At 34.1% G+C, this 21,169-nt stretch carries 17 protein-coding genes and 1 pseudogene; 12 read left to right on the top strand and 6 right to left on the bottom strand.

The window, feature by feature from the left end:
- Positions 1–9: 9 nt before the first annotated feature.
- The gene (gene pepF, locus BW731_RS03425) at positions 10–1,821 is read left to right on the top strand and encodes an oligoendopeptidase F (RefSeq protein ID WP_079345737.1); all 1,812 of its coding nucleotides are present in this window, start codon (positions 10–12) and stop codon (positions 1,819–1,821) included.
- Positions 1,822–1,864: 43 nt separating this feature from the next.
- On the opposite strand, the gene BW731_RS03420 is transcribed toward pepF, so the two are convergent.
- Both BW731_RS03420 and BW731_RS03415 read right to left on the bottom strand, forming a co-directional pair.
- On the bottom strand, positions 1,865–2,464 hold the full coding sequence (locus BW731_RS03420) for a DsbA family protein (RefSeq protein ID WP_079345735.1): 600 nt from the start codon (positions 2,462–2,464) through the stop codon (positions 1,865–1,867).
- 103 nt (positions 2,465–2,567) lie between these two features.
- Positions 2,568–3,149, bottom strand: a complete 582-nt coding sequence (locus BW731_RS03415; RefSeq protein ID WP_079345733.1) for a CYTH domain-containing protein — start codon at positions 3,147–3,149, stop codon at positions 2,568–2,570.
- A 134-nt stretch (positions 3,150–3,283) separates the two neighbouring features.
- Here BW731_RS03415 and BW731_RS03410 point away from each other — a divergent pair.
- The 5 genes and pseudogenes from BW731_RS03410 to BW731_RS03390 form a co-directional block, all read left to right on the top strand.
- A pseudogene (locus tag BW731_RS03410) lies at positions 3,284–3,895 on the top strand (GTP pyrophosphokinase); the annotation flags it as partial.
- A 52-nt stretch (positions 3,896–3,947) separates the two neighbouring features.
- Positions 3,948–4,766 (top strand): NAD kinase, encoded by an 819-nt coding sequence (locus tag BW731_RS03405; protein WP_079345729.1) that lies wholly within the window; start codon positions 3,948–3,950, stop codon positions 4,764–4,766.
- Positions 4,763–5,647, top strand: coding sequence for an RluA family pseudouridine synthase (locus tag BW731_RS03400; protein ID WP_079345727.1), 885 nt, complete (start codon positions 4,763–4,765; stop codon positions 5,645–5,647). Before BW731_RS03405 ends, BW731_RS03400 begins: the two co-directional genes overlap by 4 nt.
- A 15-nt stretch (positions 5,648–5,662) precedes the next feature.
- Positions 5,663–7,033 carry a magnesium transporter gene (mgtE, locus tag BW731_RS03395; protein ID WP_079345725.1) on the top strand — a complete coding sequence of 457 codons (1,371 nt, stop codon included), beginning with the start codon at positions 5,663–5,665 and terminating at the stop codon, positions 7,031–7,033.
- Positions 7,034–7,103: 70 nt separating this feature from the next.
- A complete protein-coding gene (locus tag BW731_RS03390) occupies positions 7,104–8,006 on the top strand; it encodes a magnesium transporter CorA family protein (RefSeq protein WP_158080148.1) in 903 nt (300 codons plus the stop codon).
- A 49-nt stretch (positions 8,007–8,055) separates the two neighbouring features.
- Here the strand turns inward: BW731_RS03390 and rpsD are convergent, their stop codons facing one another.
- The gene (rpsD, locus tag BW731_RS03385) at positions 8,056–8,667 is read right to left on the bottom strand and encodes a 30S ribosomal protein S4 (protein ID WP_079345721.1); all 612 of its coding nucleotides are present in this window, start codon (positions 8,665–8,667) and stop codon (positions 8,056–8,058) included.
- Positions 8,668–9,048: 381 nt separating this feature from the next.
- Here rpsD and BW731_RS03380 point away from each other — a divergent pair, with 381 nt between their 5' ends.
- Positions 9,049–9,843 carry a formate/nitrite transporter family protein gene (locus tag BW731_RS03380; protein WP_079345719.1) on the top strand — a complete coding sequence of 265 codons (795 nt, stop codon included), beginning with the start codon at positions 9,049–9,051 and terminating at the stop codon, positions 9,841–9,843.
- Positions 9,844–9,891: 48 nt separating this feature from the next.
- Here BW731_RS03380 and def read toward each other — a convergent pair whose 3' ends face one another.
- On the bottom strand, positions 9,892–10,455 hold the full coding sequence (def, locus tag BW731_RS03375; protein WP_071457433.1) for a peptide deformylase: 564 nt from the start codon (positions 10,453–10,455) through the stop codon (positions 9,892–9,894).
- 231 nt (positions 10,456–10,686) lie between these two features.
- Between def and gndA the strand changes: the two genes are divergently transcribed.
- Positions 10,687–12,111, top strand: coding sequence for an NADP-dependent phosphogluconate dehydrogenase (gene gndA / locus BW731_RS03370; protein WP_079345717.1), 1,425 nt, complete (start codon positions 10,687–10,689; stop codon positions 12,109–12,111).
- 137 nt (positions 12,112–12,248) lie between these two features.
- On the opposite strand, the gene BW731_RS03365 is transcribed toward gndA, so the two are convergent.
- Complete coding sequence (locus BW731_RS03365; protein ID WP_079345715.1) at positions 12,249–13,634, bottom strand: ISNCY family transposase; 1,386 nt, start codon at positions 13,632–13,634, stop codon at positions 12,249–12,251.
- Between the two features lie 246 nt (positions 13,635–13,880).
- On the opposite strand from BW731_RS03365, the gene rpsO reads away from it, so the two are divergent.
- Positions 13,881–14,150 (top strand): 30S ribosomal protein S15, encoded by a 270-nt coding sequence (gene rpsO / locus BW731_RS03360; protein WP_071457431.1) that lies wholly within the window; start codon positions 13,881–13,883, stop codon positions 14,148–14,150.
- 158 nt (positions 14,151–14,308) lie between these two features.
- The gene (gene pnp, locus BW731_RS03355) at positions 14,309–16,474 is read left to right on the top strand and encodes a polyribonucleotide nucleotidyltransferase (RefSeq protein WP_079345713.1); all 2,166 of its coding nucleotides are present in this window, start codon (positions 14,309–14,311) and stop codon (positions 16,472–16,474) included.
- 52 nt (positions 16,475–16,526) lie between these two features.
- Here the strand turns inward: pnp and treR are convergent, their stop codons facing one another.
- On the bottom strand, positions 16,527–17,249 hold the full coding sequence (gene treR / locus BW731_RS03350; RefSeq protein WP_079345711.1) for a trehalose operon repressor: 723 nt from the start codon (positions 17,247–17,249) through the stop codon (positions 16,527–16,529).
- 305 nt (positions 17,250–17,554) lie between these two features.
- Here treR and treP point away from each other — a divergent pair, with 305 nt between their 5' ends.
- Positions 17,555–19,516 (top strand): PTS system trehalose-specific EIIBC component, encoded by a 1,962-nt coding sequence (treP, locus tag BW731_RS03345; RefSeq protein WP_079345709.1) that lies wholly within the window; start codon positions 17,555–17,557, stop codon positions 19,514–19,516.
- 15 nt (positions 19,517–19,531) lie between these two features.
- Positions 19,532–21,154: an alpha,alpha-phosphotrehalase gene (treC, locus tag BW731_RS03340; RefSeq protein ID WP_079345707.1), complete on the top strand. Its 1,623-nt coding sequence runs from the start codon at positions 19,532–19,534 to the stop codon at positions 21,152–21,154.
- The last annotated feature ends 15 nt before the right edge of the window (positions 21,155–21,169 follow it).

Below are 21,169 nucleotides of genomic sequence, written 5' to 3'. Positions count from 1 at the left end.
TTACTTAAAATGAGTGAAACAAAACAATTACCAAATCGTTCGGAATTACCAGAGGAATTAACATGGGATTTAACTCCTATTTTTGCATCAGATGATGCGTTTAATGAGGCGTTGACATCATTGACTGCAGAGTTAGAAAAAGCAAGTGAGTATCAAGGAACATTAAAAAATGGTGCGAAAGCTTTTCTATCAGCGATTGAATATGTATTGTCTATTCATCGTACGACAGAAAAAATTTATGTGTACTCACATTTAAAAAATGACCAAGACACAAGTGATGCACTTTACCAAGGACTTTATGCAAAAGCAAGTACTATTGCTGCTAAAGCAGGGGAAGCTGTTTCATGGTTTGGCCCAGAAGTGTTAACGTTATCTGATGATACGATTGATTCATACTTTAAAGAAGAAGCAGGTTTAGAAATCTATCGTCACTTTATTACTCAAATTACAGCAGATAGAGCTCATACGTTATCTGAAAAAGAAGAAGCACTATTAGCTGGAGCAAGTGAAATATTCTCAGCGTCAAGTCATACATTTTCTGTATTAAACAATGCTGATTTAGAGTTTCCGATTGTGACAGATGAAGATGGACAAAAAGTGCAATTATCTTCAGGTATGTATGGTCAATTAATGGAAAGTACAAACCGTGAAGTACGTAAAGAAGCGTTTGAAGGGTTATACAAAGTTTATAAACAATTTAGAAATACATTTGCTAGCACATTATCGTCTCATGTAAAAAAACATAATTTCAATGCTCAAATCAGAAACTACAGTTCAGCACGTGAAGCAGCTTTAAGTGCTAACCATATTCCTGAATCTGTTTATGATACATTACTTGATGTGGTACATAAAAATTTACCATTATTACATCGTTACGTGGCATTGCGTAAACGACTATTAAATGTTAACGAACTACATATGTATGATATGTATACACCAATATTAGGAGATGCACCAATTCGTTACACTTATGACGAGGCAAAATTAAAATCACTTGAAGGGTTATCTCCATTAGGTGAAGAATATTTAGAAATCGTTCAAGAAGCTTACAGCGATCGCTGGATTGATGTGATTGAAAACAAAGGCAAACGCAGTGGTGCTTATTCTTCAGGAAGTTATGATACAAAACCTTATATTTTATTAAACTGGCATGAAAGTTTAAATCATTTATTCACGTTAGTTCATGAAATGGGACATAGTGTTCATAGTTACTACACACGAAAAAATCAACCTTATGTATATGGTGATTATTCTATTTTCTTAGCAGAAATTGCCTCAACAACGAATGAAAACTTATTAACAGATCATTTGTTAAAAACAGAAAAAGATCCTAAAGTTAGAGCCTTTATCTTAAATCATTATTTAGATGGTGTGAAAGGAACAATCTTTAGACAAACACAATTTGCTGAGTTTGAACATTTTATTCACACTGAAGATGCAAAAGGAACACCATTAACAAGCGATTACTTAAGCGAGTATTATGGTGAGTTAAATGCTAAATACTACGGTGATTCAGTAGAACGTGACCCTGAAATTGCTTATGAGTGGAGCCGTATTCCTCATTTCTACTATAACTACTATGTGTATCAATACTCAACTGGATTTTCAGCAGCGACCGCTTTAGCGGATAAAATTATCCGTAAAGAAGAAGGTGCGTTAGAAAACTACTTAACATTCTTGAAATCAGGAAGTAGTGACTATCCAATCGAAGTGATGAAACGCGCGGGAGTAGACATGACGCAATCTGCTTATATTGAAGAAACAATGAAAGTCTTTGAAGCTCGTTTAGACGAGTTAGAAGCGTTAATTGAGTCATTTTAATCAAATAAAAAAGGAATGCTCTTAATGATGAGGGCATTCCTTTTTAGTATTTAAGTATTTTGGCACAGCAACTGTTGGTATCTTCTGATTTTAGTAATTGTTTAATTAAATCTGATGATGAAAAAGCATCGATCAAGACACCAAAATTACGTGTCGAGTCATAGTTAAAAATAACGGCCTTTGCAAAGCGATTGACACCCATTTCATTAGCCACTTGTTGATCAATTTTGAAAAAATCTTTGATTAATTTTGATTGTCTATCTAATTTAAATGTTTCTTTGTCAGCGTTAATTTTGTTTAAGATGGTATCGACTAATTCCTCAGAATAGGCCATTTTTTTCTTCCCAACTAAATCTTGCAAATGAAAAAGAAATTTTCTTCCCATTCTTTTTCCTTGTAGTTGAGCAGCTTTAACATCTAGACAAGCCGAATAGATCGTTTCAACTAACTGGTTTCTATGAGTCAGGTCATTTGTTGGGTAATTATTATCAATCAGGTAGTGTTGTATAATTAAGGGATTTAATACTGGAATTAATTTTAAGTAGACTTTGTTGTTTTCTTTCTCTATTGCCTCTAAAAAACGCTTTTCAGATAACAAACAAAGCTCATCTAATGGATTCACAAATAGATAAATTTCGACCATTACGTCCCCCCCCTTATAAAAAAATGTTCTACTTCTCACGTATAATGTAACAAAAATATAGAAAAAACAAAAGGGAAATGCCTTTTGTTTTAAAGTCTGAAAGTTAACTTTGATATTCTATCATACGTGCTATTTTTTTGCTAGCAGGATGTCTTTTTATGTTTTCTTTTATTAGAAAATCATTAAAAAACAATTCCCCTTTTTTTGATTCAGTGACCTCCATTTCAAGTTCATAATCAACTGTTTTTCCAAAATGACTTTCATCAAGTACAAGTAAACACTCGTTATTTAATTTTTTTTCACGTCTATATGTCGTTAAAAAGCCAATCTTTTTTAAATCGGTTACAGCTACACCAATAGATTCCAGATAATTAGCCACATCTCTACCAAGTGGAACTCTTTCTTCTTTGATTAAAGTGTTAATCTCTTTCTCAGTTAGAGAATCTGTAATCTCTTGATAAGCATTTGTATTGGAAGTTGGTACTTTTAAAGTGCATTCATTTTTTCCTTGTCTTTTTCTTAGTCTAAGTCCCATTGACTTTTCTTTCAACGTGTTATCAGGTGTATCAAAATAACAATTTGTCTGAGAAAAAGCAGGGGTATCAGGAAAATAAGTTGTTAATAATTGCTGAAATTCATCTTTAGTTAACATGTTTTTGAATTCTATTTCTATCTCTTTTGCCACATTCCTCACCTCGCGAATAGTGTAATGAATTGTTTATGAAAAAACAACTATCTTGTCTTATTAGCGTGCTAACTTTTTATGGGTAATTATGTTAAAATATAGCATGTATGTTGACAGTAAAGGTGGCGAATGAAATGGAAAATCGAAATTGGCAATTATTTTTGGCACCATACGAACAGGCAGTTTCGGAATTGAAAGTGAAACTCAGAAATATTAGAACACAATACAAAGAGAATAATTTACATACCCCAATTGAATTTGTCACTGGGCGTGTAAAACCGAAAGATAGCATCTTAACTAAAGCAACATTGCGAGGAATTGATTTAAATCGATTAGAAGACGAGATGCAAGATATTGCAGGTCTTAGAATTATGTGTCAATTTGTAGAAGATATATATGAAGTCGTCTCTTTACTACGTAAGAGGACGGATATAAAAATTATTCATGAACGTGATTATATTACCAATAAAAAAGCTAGTGGGTATCGATCGTATCATTTAGTGATAGAATACCCAGTTCAACTCATTATGGGCGAGAAAAAAATCTATGTTGAAATACAAATTAGGACGCTTGCGATGAATTTCTGGGCAACGATTGAACATTCATTGAACTATAAGTATGACGGTGAATTTCCAGAAGAAATCAATAAACGCCTGGAGTTAACCGCTGAAGCAGCATATTTATTGGATGAAGAAATGTCAAAAATTCGTGATGAGATACAAGAAGCTCAACATCTCTTTTCTTATCGAGATTTAGAGCATTTAGAACGATATGTTAATGAAAAGAGAGGTGAAAGCGATGAGAATTAGAGTGTATTCCAATCGAAAGCCAACATCTAGAAAAGTAACTCAAGAATTATTGGAAAAGTTACGCAAAGCTGGGTTTATTTTAGATAAAAAAAAACCAGATGTGGTTATTACAATCGGTGGTGACGGGACTTTATTGAGTGCGTTTCATGCGTACGAAAGTCAGTTGGATACTGTGCGTTTTATCGGTGTTCATACGGGTCATTTAGGATTTTATACGGATTGGCGTGATTATGAAATTGATGAACTTGTTCGAAGTTTAAAAGAAGAAAAGCAAAATAGTGTGAGTTATCCTTTGTTAGATGTCTGTTTGACATACACCAATAATATGCCAGATAGACATTTTTTAGCACTTAATGAAGCGACAATTAAAAATGTGGATCGTACGATGGTAGCCAATGTTTTCATCAAGGATGAGCTATTTGAGTGCTATAGGGGAGATGGATTATCTGTTTCAACCCCAACTGGTTCAACAGCGTATAGTAAAAGTTTAGGTGGTGCGGTGGTACATCCTCGTGTTAATACTTTACAATTAAATGAGATAGCTTCGCTAAATAACCGAGTATATCGGTCATTAGGGTCTCCTATGATTATTGCACCAGATGAATGGATCAGATTAGATATGAAAAAAAGAGAAACATATAGTTTGCATGTAGATAATTTATCTTTAACAAATTCAAACATCAAACATGTAACATTCTGCTTATCAGAAAAAAGAATTCATTTTGCTTTGTATCGACATACACATTTTTGGCGTCGTGTGAATAATGCCTTTATAGGAACTTCAAAAGAAAGTAGCGAGAGATTATGAGATTTAGCTGGACAGTAGATGAAGATAAGATTACGTTAAAACGTTTTTTAAATAATCAAGGCGTTTCAAGACGATTATTAGCTAAAATTAAGTTTCAAGGTGGAACACTTTTAGTAAACAAACAAGTGAGAAATACAAAATTTGAAGTAAAATTAGGCGATATTGTTACCATTATCATTCCAGATGAAGGGGAGCACGAAACGATGCTTCCTTTTGAATCTAGTTTAGATATTGTGTATGAAGATGAGCATTTGTTGATTGTTAACAAACCAACAGAAGTGGCATCTATTCCATCACAATATCATAAAAATGGTACAATGGCGAACTACGTCAAATATTATTATAATCAGCAAAATTATGTCAATCGTGTGATACATGTTGTGACGCGTCTTGACCGAGACACAACTGGGTTAATGATGTTTGCTAAACATGGATTTGCACATGCCATGATGGATAAACAACTTCAGTCGGGTGAATTAAAGAAATATTATCATGCGTTAGTTGGTGGCGATTTATCTCGTTTAAGCGAGCATGAGATGATTGACTTACCTATAGGACGAGATAACACATCGATTATTAAACGATGCGTCATAGAAAGTGGACAACAAGCATTAACTGAATATACATTAGTCGAAAAAAGTCAAGATATCGCACAAGTTGCGGTACAGTTACACACAGGAAGAACACATCAAATTCGTGTGCATTTTTCAGAGATTGGATGTCCGTTAATTGGAGATGAGTTGTATGGTGGGGACTTAACAAAAGGATTGAATAGGCAAGCACTTCATTGTCAGAAGTTAGTTTTCCTACATCCGTTTACAAGAGAGGAGTTAACATTTGAGTTGCCATTACCAAATGATATGAAAGAGTTAATAGAGTAAGGGGAGTTCGTTGGTATGACAGAAGTGTTAAACAAAGAAGAACAAGAAAAAGAATTGCTAAAGTTATTGCAAAGTCAGAATATGGATGTTTTTAGGGAAAAGTTTCTTGATTGGCATTTGTATGAACAGGGACAATTTTATTTATCTTTAGATAAAAAAGAACGTCATCTGATGTATGCTTATTTGTCACCCAAAGAGATGGCTGATATGCTTGATGTCATCGAGGAAGACCATGAAGGATTGACAGATTATATCACAGAGATGTCACCTAATTATGTCGTGGCTATTTTAGAAAACATGTATACCGATAATGCGGTTGATATTTTGAGTCAGTTAGAAGAAGAAACTGCTAGAACGTATCTAGATCGTATGAAACCCGAAACATCGGTTAATATGAAACGACTGCTTCATTATGAAGATAAAACAGCCGGCTCAATCATGGCGACAGAATATGTATCGATTGTAGCGAATCAAACAGTTCGTTCTGCTTTAACGCTTTTAAAGAAAAAAGCACAAGAAGCTGAAATCATTTATTATGTGTATGTTGTCAGCTTAACCAATCAATTAGTGGGTGTTATTTCGCTAAGAGATTTAATTGTGAGTGATGATGACATGATGATTGAAGAGATGATGGGCGAGCGTGTGATTAGTGTTGGTGTAAATGAAGACCAAGAAGAAGTTGCAAAAATGATTCGTGATTATGACTTTCTTGCTATTCCAGTCGTTGATGATAATAACCATTTATTAGGGATTATTACTGTTGATGATATCATTGACGTTATTGATGATGAGGCAGCGAGTGATTACTCTGGTTTGGCCGGGGTCGATGTTGAAGCAACAACTGAAAGTTCCTTTCAAGCTGCATTGAAACGATTGCCGTGGCTTGTAACACTTCTGTTTTTAGGTATGTCGACAGCGTCATTGATAAGTCACTATGAAGTGCTGATTAGTGAAGCGAGTATTTTAGCTGTATTTATTTCTTTGATAACCGGTACTGCTGGAAATGCAGGAACGCAATCATTAGCCGTTGCAGTTAGAAAACTAGCTGTCTCTGATGATAAAGAACTGAACTTTTTCTCATTAATTATGAGTGAGATATTAACAGGGATTATCACAGGAGCAGTAACGGGTGTGGTTATTTTCTTAGTTGTTGGTTTTTGGAAACAAAATTTTCCGTTAGGGCTTGTCATTGGAATAGCCATGCTTTGTGCGATTACGATTGCGAATTTAGCTGGTAGTCTAATTCCAATATTGATGGAAAAAATTGGATTTGACCCTGCAGTAGCAAGTGGTCCGTTTATTACGACACTAAGTGATTTGACCAGTGTGTTGATTTACTTTAATATAGCAGGTTTGTTTATGCCGTTAATTATAGGAAGTGTTTAATGATAATAGGAAGTCATATGATGTGACTTCTTTTTTATTATTTAACAAAAGGAAAAAGGAGACAATGATCATGTTGGTAGAACATCAGATAAATCCGTCATTCAAATGGATAGAAACACATCATTTATCAACGAGTGAAAAGAATATATTAAGAAACGAGTTTCAAATACCAGAGGAAACGCTTGAATATGTCATGGATATTTATGAACGAAGTAATTATATTACTGATTCTGTCAATGACATAGAGTTGGTTGTGATTCATGTTCCGACAAAGCAACCAAAAGACATTCGCTATGTGTCAAGACCAGTTAGTTTTTTGGTAAAAGATGACATGTTATTTTCGTTTAATGAAGCGGAAAGTACGATTAGTTATGAAGGTGTGAAAGAAAGTATCGAGCAGGTGAGTTCAGCAACACCAATGATTTTTTTGTTTGAATTAATTCGTGAATTGATTGATAGATACTTACCTATTTTAAGAGAAATTTCAAAAGAGCGTCATCAGATGGATGATTTGTTAACTGAAAGAGTGAAAAATAAAGATTTGGTTCGCTTATCTTATTTACAACAAACACTGACATTTTTATTGAGTGCATCTGAAAATAACCTAGAAATACTAGAGCAAATGAAACGTTCAAGGTTAGGGAGAAGTTTTGATGAACAAACAATGGAAAGATTGGACGACGCGTTAATCGAGGCAAATCAAGTAGCTCATATGACTGAACTTGAATCAGACATCGTGGACCGAATTGCTCGGATTTTCGATAGTATTATGAATAATAACTTAAATGATACGATGAAATTTTTAACAGTTTGGTCCTTAGCGTTAGCTATTCCAACGTTAATTACAGGGTTTTATGGGATGAATATTGACCTGCCACGCTTGTCGTCAGATTATGAATGGATTTATGTGGTCATCTTATCCGTAATTCTAATTATCTGGTTAATTATGTTTATCAATCATAAGAGGAAATAAAAAAGAGATGGCGCGCCATCTCTTTTTTGTATAAAGATAATTGATAATCTTATAGTAATTTGTTGTAGAACTCAACTACGTAAGACTCGTCAACTTCTTGTGGTAATTCATCACGTTCTGGTAAACGAGTGATACTACCTTCTAATTTTTCAGCGTCAAAGCTTACAAATGAAGGACGACCTAAAGTTGATTCAACAGCATCTTTAATGATTGTTAAATCTTTAGATTTTTCACGGATAGAGATAACTTGTCCAACAGCCACTTCATATGAAGGGATGTCAACACGTTTGCCATCAACTAAAACGTGACCGTGGTTAACTAACTGACGTGCTTGACGACGAGTTGTAGCTAAACCTAGACGGTATACTACGTTGTCTAAACGTTGTTCTAAAAGAACCATAAAGTTAACACCGTGTTTACCTTCTTTAATTTTTCCAGCTCTCATGAAAAGATTACGGAATTGACGTTCATTTAAACCATACATATGGCGTAATTTTTGTTTTTCAGTTAATTGCATACCATATTCTGATTTGTTTCTTCTTTGGTTTGGTCCGTGTTGTCCTGGTGCATATGGACGACGAGCCAATTCTTTACCAGTTCCTGATAAAGATACGCCTAAACGACGAGAAATTTTCCAACTTGGTCCTGTATAACGAGACATTTAAAAATCCTCCAATATAATTTTTTATTTGGAGTAAAATAATTTCTTGAAAATATTAATAGACGCTTAGTTTATTCTTCAATCTTCACCTTTGCAGCCGCGGTTACGCAATTGAACCCATAAAGGCAATAAACTAATAAACGTGCTACTTATTTTCTAGCTGCATTATTTTACACAAATTTCATTATACTTTATCAATTTTGAAAAGACAAGAATTAATTGATGTTTTGTAGAAAAGTTTAAATAGAAAAATTTGACGTATTTTATCCACATTTTTATTAAACTTTTAGTAGATTTGGATGAGTTTTTAAGATATAGTATCTACTGTAAATAAAAGTTTGTTCAAAAAATAACAATGTTATCAAAGAAAGGAATAAGACAATGGCACAACATTCAGAATTGATGACCAAACTAGATGCGTCCATCGAAAAAAAAGATGAATTAATCCAAAAACATTTTGGAAAATACGCGATGCGTTCGGTATTAGCAACACTATATCTGAGCTTAGGATCAGCGATTGCAATAGGATTAGGATTGAAATTTACAGACCCGGCAGCGGGAAAAACTTTATATGCGATGGCATTTGGTTTGGGATTAGCTTTAATCATTTTTCTTAATGCAGAACTTGGAACATCTAACATGATGTATATGACAGTTGCGACGTACCGAAAGAAATTAGCACCAAGTCGTGCGTTAAAAATATTGCTAGTTTGCGTGCTGTTTAATTTAATCGGTGCACTAGTTATAGCTTATATGTTATCTCTTACTGGAGCTTTTAAAGGATTACCAGCTGATAATTTTCTGACTCATTTGGTTGAAGGAAAATTTGAAAAAAGTATCATTCAAACATTAGTTGAAGGAATTTTTGCTAACGTTATTGTTAATCTGGCTGTTTTAATGTCAATGAAGCTAAAGGATGATGTAGGTCGTTTATTTGGGATTATTTTAGTTATCTTTATTTTTACGTTTTTAGGATTTGAACACGTTATCGCCAACTTCATTTATTTCCCATTAGCATACTTCTCATCAGGTGGAGTAATTGCTGGAATGACGGTTGGTGCAGTAGCGACCAATTTGATTTTTACTTTCATTGGTAACTTTATTGGTGGAGGATTGGTTATTGGGTTAACTTATTCTTGGTTGAATAAAGATGAATCTGTTCACTATTTAGATTAATCGAGTAAAACAAAAAAAGCTTGTCATACAATTTGTATGACAAGTTTTTTATTGGATAAAAATAACATCATCTGGTGCATAATTTGGATGTTCTTCATTAATATGATCGTAGAACATAATACCATTGATATGATCAATCTCATGTTGTACCACAATGGCCATATAATTTTTCAAACGAATTTTATGTTCTTCACCATTTATATCATGATAAGTAACTGTAATTCGTGCGTTTCTAATAACGTAACCTGGTACTGGTCTGTCAACAGATAAACAACCTTCCCCTTCTTCAAGAGCAGCTTGTTGAACTGAGTGACTGACTATTTTGGGATTATACATGACAGTGCTTAAAAGTGGTTCAGTATCTTCTTCTGACTGACTAGGAATTTCAATTGCAATAATGCGTTTTGAAATATTTAATTGTGGTGCGGCAAGTCCAACACCACCACGTAGTTTGTATTTTTCTGCAAGTTCTGGGTCTTGACTGTTTTTTAAAAACTCTTGCATACGTTTACCTAGTTCAATATCTTCTTCTGATAAAGGTAACTCAACTTCTTTGGCAACTTCACGAAGGGTAGGATGCCCCTCACGGATAATATCATCCATTGTAATCATCAATATCCCTTCCTTTCTTTTCTAATATAGTACTTTTCATTTTACCATAAAATGAAAACCTTGAGAAATAAATAAATCGCTTAAACCCTTAATAAATGTTATTTTTACTTATTTTAATTTGGTAATAGAACGATGAAAACTTTCATATTTTTCTAAGAAACTAAATCAGTTATGTTATTATTCTAAAGGATTTATAACTAATGAAAAAAGCTACAGGAGGCAATTGATTAAATGAGTAAGCAGCAGTTTGGTATGGTCGGATTAGGTGTTATGGGAAAAAATTTGGCTTTAAATAGTGAAGGGAAAGGATATAGCGTGTCCGTTTACAGTCATTTTTATCATGAAACAGATGAGTTTTTAAAAAATCATCCAGAAAAAAACATCAAAGGATTTGAAACAATTGACTCTTTTGTTGAATCAATTGAAACACCTCGAAAAATAATGCTGATGGTAACTGCTGGGAAGATAACAGATACTATGATTGAGCAGTTAGTACCTTATTTAGATAAAGATGATGTGCTGATTGATGGAGGAAATACCCATTATACTGATACACTCAGACGAAGTCACTACTTGAAAGAGTTTGGCATTAATTTTGTAGGTTCAGGAGTGTCTGGTGGGGAAGAAGGTGCACTAAACGGTCCATCACTCATGCCAGGTGGTCAACGTGAAGCATATGATTTAATTAACCCTTTATTTGAAGATATTGCAGCTAAAGCTCATGATGGAAAACCTTGTGTGTCTTATATTGGACCAGACGGGGCAGGACATTTTGTTAAAATGGTTCATAACGGTATTGAGTATGGTGATATGCAGCTGATTGCTGAAAGTTATGATATTTTGACAAGAGGGCTTCATCTAAGTATCGAAGAAGTATCAGATATTTTTAGTATGTGGAATGATGGCGAACTAAACAGCTACTTAATGACGATTACATCTGAATTATTAATGAAGAAAGATGATTTAGACACGCAAGATTACATCGTCACACACATACTAGATAAAGCAGGCAATAAAGGAACTGGGAAATGGACTAGTCAGCATGCACTTGATTTAGGCGTGCCATTACCTCTTGTAACAGAAGCAGTTTTTGCTAGATTTATGTCAGCTTTAAAAGAAGAGCGATGCGAGGCAAGTCGTATTTTACCAGGACCAAACGCCACTATAAAAAATATAGATAAAAACGTCATGATAGAAAAAGTCAGAAGAGCCTTATATTTTAGTAAGATTATGAGTTACGCACAAGGATTCTCACAAATGATGATGGCAAGTAATGAATACAATTGGTCATTAAATTATGGAGAAATCGCTCAAATATTTCGTGAAGGCTGTATTATACGAGCACAATTTTTACAAAAAATCACAGATGCTTATGAAAAGAATCCAACACTAAAAAATCTAATGTTAGATGACTACTTTTTAAGTATTGTATCAGAATACCAAAGTGATATAAGAGAAGTTGTTTCTTTAGCAGTTAAACTAGGTGTACCAGTACCAAGCTTGTCTTCGGCGATTTCTTATTATGATTCATACCGCTCAAAAGACTTACCAGCCAACATTATTCAAGCACAAAGAGATTATTTTGGTGCACATACTTATGAGCGAAAAGATCGAGACGGAATATTTCATTATGATTGGTACAAAAAAGATGAATAAAACGAGAATTAAGTGTATGAAACAGTGTCAATCGAAAATAAAAATGTCCCAAAATGAGGGCTCACATTAGCGCAATCTTTACTGCGTAAAACTTGCACTAATGTGACCATTATTGGTAAAATAAGGTACTTTTTGTTTCAGGCTGTTTTTTCAGCCTCATATTCTTCGATAGTACGGTCAATACTTTGAAGATACCTTTTGAAAGACTCAAGTTTCCACGGATGTGACTGTGGTGGAATGTACTTGCGTCTTTCTTTTTTTATATCTGAAGAAACCCCATCAAACTCTTTTGAATAGGTCTCGTGGTTTTTTAATCGTCTAGTAGGATAAATTTTTTCTGCTATATTAACATAAATCTCCCCGTTAAAAGCTTTTATAATTAATGCTTTCGTTTTCCTTGTAAAATATTTGTCGCTACCACCTTCCGTTGGAAGATAAAATTTATTTTGATACTTAATATGATGGCCATTATCGACTATACGATGAGAGACAGTAGCTAGTAATAAATTAATTTCAGCTGTTGTAGGAGAAGTTTCATAAACACTTTCTGCAGTTTTGTGACCAAATTGTCGATTAAACTTTCGAATCCATACAGATAGAAATTGATTAGCCTCCTCTATAGAATGTATATTTGCTATCTCAAGATCAACAGGCAATCTTGATTGCACTGTCCCATTTAAACGTTCTACACGACCTTTTGCTTGAGGAATAGAGGATGTTTTTATGTCAATACCTAATTGATGACAAGCAAACCCAAACTGCGTGAACGTATCTTCTTCTACAGCTTTTGTTGATTTTCTGTTGTACTCAAAGACGGTTCGTTTATCTGTTAGAAAAGTGGCAGGAATCCCTTGTTTTGTCAGAATTTGATGAAGAACATGGTAATAACCATTGAGCGTTTCCTGTTGGTCAAAATAAGCGCCAACAATATTACCTGATGCGTCGTCAATAGCTAAATGAAGATGAGTTATTTGATTTCCAAACCAATTATATGAACTAGCATCTAATTGAATTAATTCTCCTTTGTATTTTTTTCTAGGTCGACTAGGATGGGTCTTTTCAGGGAGTTCTAGGTAGTCTTCAGCTCTTGGAACCAATAGGTTCTCTGATTGTTTGGTTTGTTGACCTTCTTGCTTTATTAATTGTTTGAGTCTTCTTTTTGTCTTTTTTTGAGCCTTTGGTGAAAGTATTTTTTCTTTGTACAGGATGCTTCTAATTGTAGTATCTGTATAACAGATATGATGGTCGTTTTTCAGTATTTCAGTAAAATGCTTAATATTTGGTTTAATACTAAACGATTGATAACTAGTGATTATTTGTTGTTTTACTTTTTCAGGCACAGAGTGCTTATTTTTTCTCCCTCGATTTTTATGGACAAATGCTGATTTACCATTTTCCCTGTATGATTTCACTAAACGGTTAATTTGTCGTATAGATAAATTAAGTTCAACACTAGCTCTCTTTTTTTGTTTTTTATTTTCAGCGACAGCTTTAATAACTTGATACTTTTTGGTTTCATTCATTGTTAGATTTATCCTTTTCATAAAGTTATTTTATCATTTTGGGACATTTTGTCTTTCGACCTACTTAGGACATTATCACTTTCGAATGATAAAAACGAGAATTAAGTGTATGAAACAGTTGCTTTTATGCTAAAAATCATGTAAAGTACCATTGTGTGATAAATCGTCACATGCCTATTACTTGGTACATCGAATCACCAACGATATACTCAGTTTTGGGGAAATAATATAGAAGAGGTGAAAGACATGGCAATTTCAAAAGAACGCAAGAACGAAATCATTAAAGAATACGCACGTCACGAAGGAGATACTGGTTCTCCAGAAGTACAAATTGCTGTATTAACTGCAGAAATTAATGCATTAAACGAGCATGCACACGTGCATAAAAAAGACCACCATTCATACCGTGGATTAATGAAAAAAGTTGGTCACCGTCGTAACTTATTAGCTTACTTACGTAAAAATGATGTTCAACGTTACCGTGAATTAATCAAACGTTTAGGCTTACGTCGTTAATCAATTGAGTCAAAAATAGGAGGATAAGTGAGGTCGTTTTGATCTCGCTTTTCTTTTAATAAAAACCGAGGATGAGCTGATTGTCTACTATGCAAATATGAGTTTTCTTAAATTTTTGAGATGATTGATATTTGTTTAGTAGTCTGTTCACCTCGAGTATGCAAAGGAGAAAAATTATAGTGCATAGTGAAAAACGTGTTTTTGAAACAACTTGGGGAGGCCGTCCATTATCTGTTGAAATCGGACAATTAGCCAAGCAAGCAAATGGAGCAGTTTTAGTAAGATATGGTGACACAGTGGTATTAAGTGTGGCTGTAGCTTCAAAACAAGCTAAAGATGTTGATTTTTTCCCACTAACAGTTAATTATGAAGAAAAAATGTATGCTGTTGGAAAAGTACCAGGAGGATTCATTAAACGTGAAGGCCGTCCAAGTGAAACAGCAACATTAACTGCTCGTTTAATTGATAGACCAATCCGTCCAATGTTTGCTGAAGGATTCCGTAATGAAGTTCAAATTACGAACACTGTTATGAGTGTTGAACAAGATTGCTCACCTGAAATGGCAGCAATGTTAGGTTCATCTTTAGCTTTATGTGTATCTGATATTCCATTTAATGGACCGATTGCTGGTGTTGAAGTTGGTTTTGTTGACGGTGAGTATGTTATCAACCCAACTGTTGAACAAGCTGAAAATACAACGATTGAATTATCAGTAGCTGGAACAAAAGATGCCATCAACATGGTTGAAAGTGGTGCAAAAGAAGTATCTGAAGAAGATATGTTAGGTGCCCTTTTATTCGGTCATGAAGAAATTAAACGTTTGGTTGCTTTCCAAGAAGAAATTGCCAATGAAATCGGCAAAGAAAAAATGGAAATCGAGTTATTACAAGTTGATGCTGAGTTAGAAAAAGAAATCAATGATATTTATATGCCTCGTATGACTCAAGCCATTCAAACAGAAGAAAAATTAGCTCGTGAAGACAACATTTCAGCTTTAAAAGATGAAGTAATCGCTGTTTATGAAGAAAAATTTGCTGAAAACGAAGAGTCTGCTAAATGGATGAAAGAAGTACGTCAAATTTTAGAAGACATGGAAAAAAATGAAGTTCGTCGCCTAATCACTGTAGAAAAAGTTCGCCCTGATGGTCGTAAAATTGACGAAATTCGTCCTTTATCATCAGAAGTTGGTATTCTACCTCGTGTGCATGGTTCTGGATTATTTACTCGTGGACAAACGCAAGCTTTATCAGTTTGTACATTAGCACCACTTGGCGAACATCAAATTATTGATGGTTTAGGTGTGGAAGAAAGCAAACGATTCATCCATCACTATAACTTCCCACAATACTCAGTTGGTTCAACTGGACCAATGAGATCACCAGGTCGTCGTGAAATCGGACATGGTGCATTAGGTGAACGTGCGATGGCACAAGTTATCCCAAATGAACAAGAATTTCCATACATGATTCGTGTGGTTTCAGAAGTATTAGAATCAAATGGTTCTTCTTCTCAAGCAAGTATCTGTGCAGGAATCTTAGCCTTAATGGATGCCGGGGTTCCAATCAAAGCACCTGTTGCGGGTATTGCAATGGGACTTGTAATGGATGGGGATAACTACACTATCTTAACAGATATTCAAGGTATGGAAGACCACTTAGGTGACATGGACTTTAAAGTTGCCGGAACAAAAGATGGTATTACAGCCTTACAAATGGATATTAAAATCGAAGGAATTACAGAAGCTATCTTAACAGAAGCTCTAACTCAAGCGAAAAAAGCACGTATGGAAATTCTAGATGAATTGACATCAACAATCGCTGAACCTCGTAAAGAGTTAAGTAAATATGCTCCTAAGATTGAAATGATTCAAATCAAACCTGAAAAAATTAAAGACGTTATCGGTAAAGGTGGCGAAACCATCAACAAAATTATCGAAGAAACTGACGTTAAAATTGATATCGATCAAGATGGTAATGTAAGTATTGCCCATCAAGATCAAGATAAAATCAACCGCGCGATTGAAATCATTAAAGATTTAGTTCGTGAAGTTGAAGTGGGACAAGTATACTTAGCTAAAGTTGTAAGAATTGAAAAATTCGGTGCTTTTGTTAACTTATTCAAAGGGAAAGATGCCTTAGTGCATATTTCTCAATTCTCACATGAACGTGTGAATAAAGTAGAAGATGTGGTTAAATTAGGCGATGAAATTCTTGTGAAAGTGACAGAAATTGACCGTCAAGGACGCGTTAATGCTTCACGTAAAGCAATGATTGAAAAACCAAAAGAAGAGAAAAAAGAAGAAACAAAAGAAAAATCTGAATAAAACCCAAAATCACCCATTAGAGTTATCTAGTGGGTGATTTTTTCTTAGTATATTAGATAGTTGAAGGGTTTCTTCTTGCAAAGTCATAAAATAAAAATTTGTCCACACGATGTCTGCTTTCTGTGTATTGAAACTGTTCGGCATTAGCTAAAAAGACACGGCTTTGAATTGACACGATATTATTATCTTGTGAATTTAAATCTAAATGGTCTTTATCTAATTGATTTAAAGGAACAACCCTAATTTCTTTTTCGGCAAAAGAAATCTGTAAATCTAACTCTTTTTCGATATATTTATAAATGGAATCCTCTCCAATCTCGCGTGTTAAATTAGGAATTAATCGACATAACAAATAATCTGTGTCGCAAATTACTTTTTGATGATCAATTTCTCTTGTTCTTATTATTTTCCAGACATCTTCACCTTTTTCGAATCCCGTGAGACGACTTAATTTTTCTGAAATTTTTATTTTTTCTAATGAGACGACATCAGTGATACTATCATATCCATATGCTTGTTGTAATTCTTTGTAACTTATTAAACCAGAGATAGGGAATCTTAATTGTTCTCTTTTTAAAACCATGGATCCTTTGCCATGTATTTTTTGGATATATCCATTTGTCATTAATAAATTCAATGCTTTTCTGACAGTATCTCTTGATACTTTAAACTGTTTCACATATTGATTCTCACTAGGTAAAAAATCTCCCGGATTGTACTCACCTTTTAAAATACTGTTTTCAATTGTTTGATAAATTATTTCATAAGCTTTCATGTAACTAACTCCTTTTCAACTTGTTCGAACAACTTGTAGTAAGTATAAAATAGGTGATACTTCTTTTTGTTTAAATGAGAAAATTTTAATAAAGTAGCTGTTCAAAGGTTGTGTTGTATTGTTTTTTATATACATGTTGATGTTTTATTAGTAAATAAACTAAATAATCAAGTTATTAATTAAATAAAAATGTGAAATGAGATTGATATAACGTGTGAACACTATGTTAGCGCTTTACAAACGAAGACTTAGGGTGTATATTTTATTTAACATAACTTGTACATACAAGTGAAAGGAGAAAGAAGATGGGAAAATTTAATCAAGATGCATTGTTATTACTAGACTATGTCGGTGGAAAAGAAAATATTGCGGCAGTTACGCACTGTGCAACACGTATGAGGTTTGTACTAAATGATCCCTCTAAAGCACAAGAAGATAAAATAGAAGAAATATCTTGTGTGAGAGGTATTTTTACCAATGCTGGACAGTTTCAAGTTATTATTGGAAATGAAGTACCAACGTTCTACGAAGAATTTATGTCTGTAGCAGGAATCCAAGGTGGAACAAAAGAAGAAATAAAATCAGCGGCAAAACAAAATCAAAATATGTTACAACGAGCAGTCACCATGCTTGCAGAAATTTTTACGCCATTATTACCAGCAATTATTGTTGGGGGATTAATATTAGGATTTAGAAATATTTTAGAAGCGGTACCGATGGGATTTTTAGATGGCAAAACGATTACAGAGTCATCAACTTTTTGGAACGGTGTGAATGGCTTTTTATGGTTACCAGGTGAGGCTATTTTTCACTTCCTTCCAGTAGGGATTACATGGAGTATCGCTAAAAAAATGAGAGGAACAGAAATACTAGGAATTGTCTTAGGGATTACACTAGTTTCTCCACAGCTTTTGAATGCTTATTCAGTCAACTCAACTAGTGCAGCAGATATTGCAGCTAACTGGAGTTGGGATTTTGGATTCTTTACCATGGATAAAATTGGCTATCAAGCACAAGTTATACCAGCTATGTTAGCAGGTTTTATGTTAGTATATCTAGAAAGATTTTTAAGGAAACATATTCCAGAAGCTATTTCAATGATATTTGTTCCGTTTTTTGCTTTATTACCAACTATTTTAGCTGCTCATTTAATATTAGGACCAATTGGTTGGAAAATAGGTTCTGCTATTTCAACAGTTGTAAATACTGGATTAACATCATCTCTTAATTGGCTATTTGCTGCTGTATTTGGTACTTTTTATGCACCACTTGTTATTACAGGCTTACATCATACAACGTTAGCCATTGACCAACAACTAGTAGCAGATTTTGGCTCAACGAATCTTTGGCCAATGATTTGTTTATCAAATATTGCTCAAGGAGCAGCTGTTTTAGCTGTTGTATATGCTCATAGAGGAAATAAAAAAGAAGAACAAGTGTCTGTTCCATCAGTTATTTCAGCTTGGTTAGGTGTAACGGAACCTGCCATGTTTGGGATTAATTTAAAATATATGTATCCATTTGTTGCAGCTATGATTGGTAGTGGGATAGCTGGTTTATTTGTGACATTATTTGGTGTTAGAGCCTTATCAATAGGTGTTGGTGGCTTACCAGGTATTTTAGCTATCATGCCAAAATATTATGGGGTATTCTTTATAGGGATGATTATTGCGGTTATAGTCCCATTTATTTTAACATTATTCTTTAGAAGAGCAGGTATTTTCAATCAGCTAGACAGAGTTGGTGAAGCTATTTCACCTATTGATGATAGCTTAAGCATACCTGTGACACCTGAAAATGTTGCTAGTGAAGTTGTTTCGGTCTATGCACCATTAGTTGGAGAGTTATCACCAATTACTGATTCAAAAGATCCAGTATTTTCTCAAGGGACAATGGGACAAGGAGTGGTCATTGAGCCGATGGAAGGTCATGTTTACGCACCGATGAACGGAACGATAAGTTTAGTATTTCCTAGTAAACATGCAATAGGTATTGTAGATGATCATGGAATTGAAATGTTGATACATGTTGGCCTAGATACAGTTAATTTAAATGGACAGTATTTTGAAACACATGTCAAACAAGGCGATAAAGTGACGATTGGTGATTTATTACTAGATTTTGATATAGAGGGTATTAGAGAGTCAGGATTTTTAACTCAAACACAAGTGGTCATTACTAATTCAGATAGTTATCAAGTAGACCCGATAATCAAAGATGGTAACGTGACAAATGACACAGGAATTTTGCAAGTTAAAACAATTTAGTTAGGAGTGACGTCATTGAGTTTTAAGGACAAAGTAATCTATCAAGTTTATCCAAAATCATTTTATGATAAAAATGGGGATGGAGTAGGAGATATACAAGGTATTATTGAAAAATTACCCTATTTAGAAACGTTAGGTGTTGATATGATTTGGTTAAATCCGATTTATCCAAGTCCTCAAAAAGATAATGGCTACGATATCTCAAACTATACAGCGATTGACCCAATATTTGGCACAGAAGCAGATTTTAAAGAACTAGTAGAAAAAGCACGTGAAAAAAAGATTGATATTATGCTAGATATGGTGTTAAATCATGTATCAATTGAACATGAGTGGTTTAAAAAAGCATTGGCAGGAGATTCTTATTATCAGGACTTCTTTATATTAAGAGATGAACCAACTAACTGGGAATCAAAATTTGGTGGAAATGCATGGTCTCAATTTGGTGATACACATAAATATTTTTTACATTTATTTGATAAAACGCAAGCTGATCTGAATTGGCGTAATCCAAATGTTCGAAAGGAACTATATAAGGTAGTTGATTTTTGGACAGCTTTAGGTGTAAAAGGATTGCGTTTTGATGTGATTAATGTCATTGGAAAAGATGAGGTCTTAAAAGACGCAGAAGATCAGGTTGGTAAGTTTGAATATACTGATAAACCAATTGCCCATGAATTTATTCATGAGATGAACCAAAAAACATTTGGACATGACAAATCGATTGTCACAGTGGGGGAAATGAGTTCAACTACTATCGAAAATGGCATTCTTTATACCGCACCTGATAGAGAAGAACTAAGCATGATTTTTAATTTTCATCATTTGAAAGTGGATTATAAAAATGGTGAAAAGTGGACTAAAATGCCTTATGATTTTGAGGCATTGAAATCTATTTTACATGCTTGGGGAGAGGGTATGAGTGATGGAAAGGGATGGAATGCTTTGTTTTGGAATAATCATGACCAACCACGAGCACTTAATCGGTTTATTGATTGGAAAGACTATCGAGAGCGTGGCGCTAAGATGTTAGCTGCATCCATCCATTTAAATCGTGGGACACCATTTATTTATATGGGAGAAGAGATTGGCATGTTAGATCCTGAATTTTCTGAACTGGAAATGTATCAAGATGTTGAGACACATAATGCTTATGATATTTTAATTAGCGAAGGTTTAAATCATCAGAAGGCAATGGAAATTATCCAAGCAAAATCGAGAGATAACTCACGTACACCAATGCAGTGGGATTCGACGGAACACTCTGGATTTAGTACAAGTACACCTTGGTTATCTACAGGGAAGCATACTGACATTACGGTAGAAAATGAATTAGAACAAGGAACTATTTTCACTTTTTATCAAAAGCTAATCCAATTAAGAAAAGAAAAAGCAGTCATATCAAAAGGAGATTATACACCTTTTGACGTTCCAAATACGAGAATATTTGGTTACGTGAGACGATTTGATGACGAAGCGTTACTTGTCTTAAACAACTTTTCACATGAAGCCGTAACAATTGATATTCCAGATGAGTTTTTAAACGGTGAAGTTTTAATAAGTAATATCGATACTATTTCTTTTACGAAAAAACTGACCTTAGAACCTTATCAGACAACAGGTATTTATACTAAATAATAGAAAAACCAGCGA

The sequence above is a fragment of the Vagococcus martis genome (assembly GCF_002026305.1).
Classification (GTDB): domain Bacteria; phylum Bacillota; class Bacilli; order Lactobacillales; family Vagococcaceae; genus Vagococcus; species Vagococcus martis.
This window is presented reverse-complemented; position numbering and strand designations above follow the sequence as displayed.

Bases quoted from the DNA above. Each gene is read 5' to 3' on its own strand.
- pepF (WP_079345737.1), top strand. From the start codon at position 10: ATGAGTGAAACAAAACAATTACCAAATCGTTCGGAATTACCAGAGGAA.
- BW731_RS03420 (WP_079345735.1), bottom strand. From the start codon at position 2,464: ATGGTCGAAATTTATCTATTTGTGAATCCATTAGATGAGCTTTGTTTG.
- BW731_RS03405 (WP_079345729.1), top strand. From the start codon at position 3,948: ATGAGAATTAGAGTGTATTCCAATCGAAAGCCAACATCTAGAAAAGTA.
- BW731_RS03400 (WP_079345727.1), top strand. From the start codon at position 4,763: ATGAGATTTAGCTGGACAGTAGATGAAGATAAGATTACGTTAAAACGT.
- mgtE (WP_079345725.1), top strand. From the start codon at position 5,663: ATGACAGAAGTGTTAAACAAAGAAGAACAAGAAAAAGAATTGCTAAAG.
- BW731_RS03390 (WP_158080148.1), top strand. From the start codon at position 7,104: ATGTTGGTAGAACATCAGATAAATCCGTCATTCAAATGGATAGAAACA.
- rpsD (WP_079345721.1), bottom strand. From the start codon at position 8,667: ATGTCTCGTTATACAGGACCAAGTTGGAAAATTTCTCGTCGTTTAGGC.
- BW731_RS03380 (WP_079345719.1), top strand. From the start codon at position 9,049: ATGGCACAACATTCAGAATTGATGACCAAACTAGATGCGTCCATCGAA.
- def (WP_071457433.1), bottom strand. From the start codon at position 10,455: ATGATTACAATGGATGATATTATCCGTGAGGGGCATCCTACCCTTCGT.
- gndA (WP_079345717.1), top strand. From the start codon at position 10,687: ATGAGTAAGCAGCAGTTTGGTATGGTCGGATTAGGTGTTATGGGAAAA.
- BW731_RS03365 (WP_079345715.1), bottom strand. From the start codon at position 13,634: ATGAATGAAACCAAAAAGTATCAAGTTATTAAAGCTGTCGCTGAAAAT.
- rpsO (WP_071457431.1), top strand. From the start codon at position 13,881: ATGGCAATTTCAAAAGAACGCAAGAACGAAATCATTAAAGAATACGCA.
- pnp (WP_079345713.1), top strand. From the start codon at position 14,309: ATGCAAAGGAGAAAAATTATAGTGCATAGTGAAAAACGTGTTTTTGAA.
- treR (WP_079345711.1), bottom strand. From the start codon at position 17,249: ATGAAAGCTTATGAAATAATTTATCAAACAATTGAAAACAGTATTTTA.
- treP (WP_079345709.1), top strand. From the start codon at position 17,555: ATGGGAAAATTTAATCAAGATGCATTGTTATTACTAGACTATGTCGGT.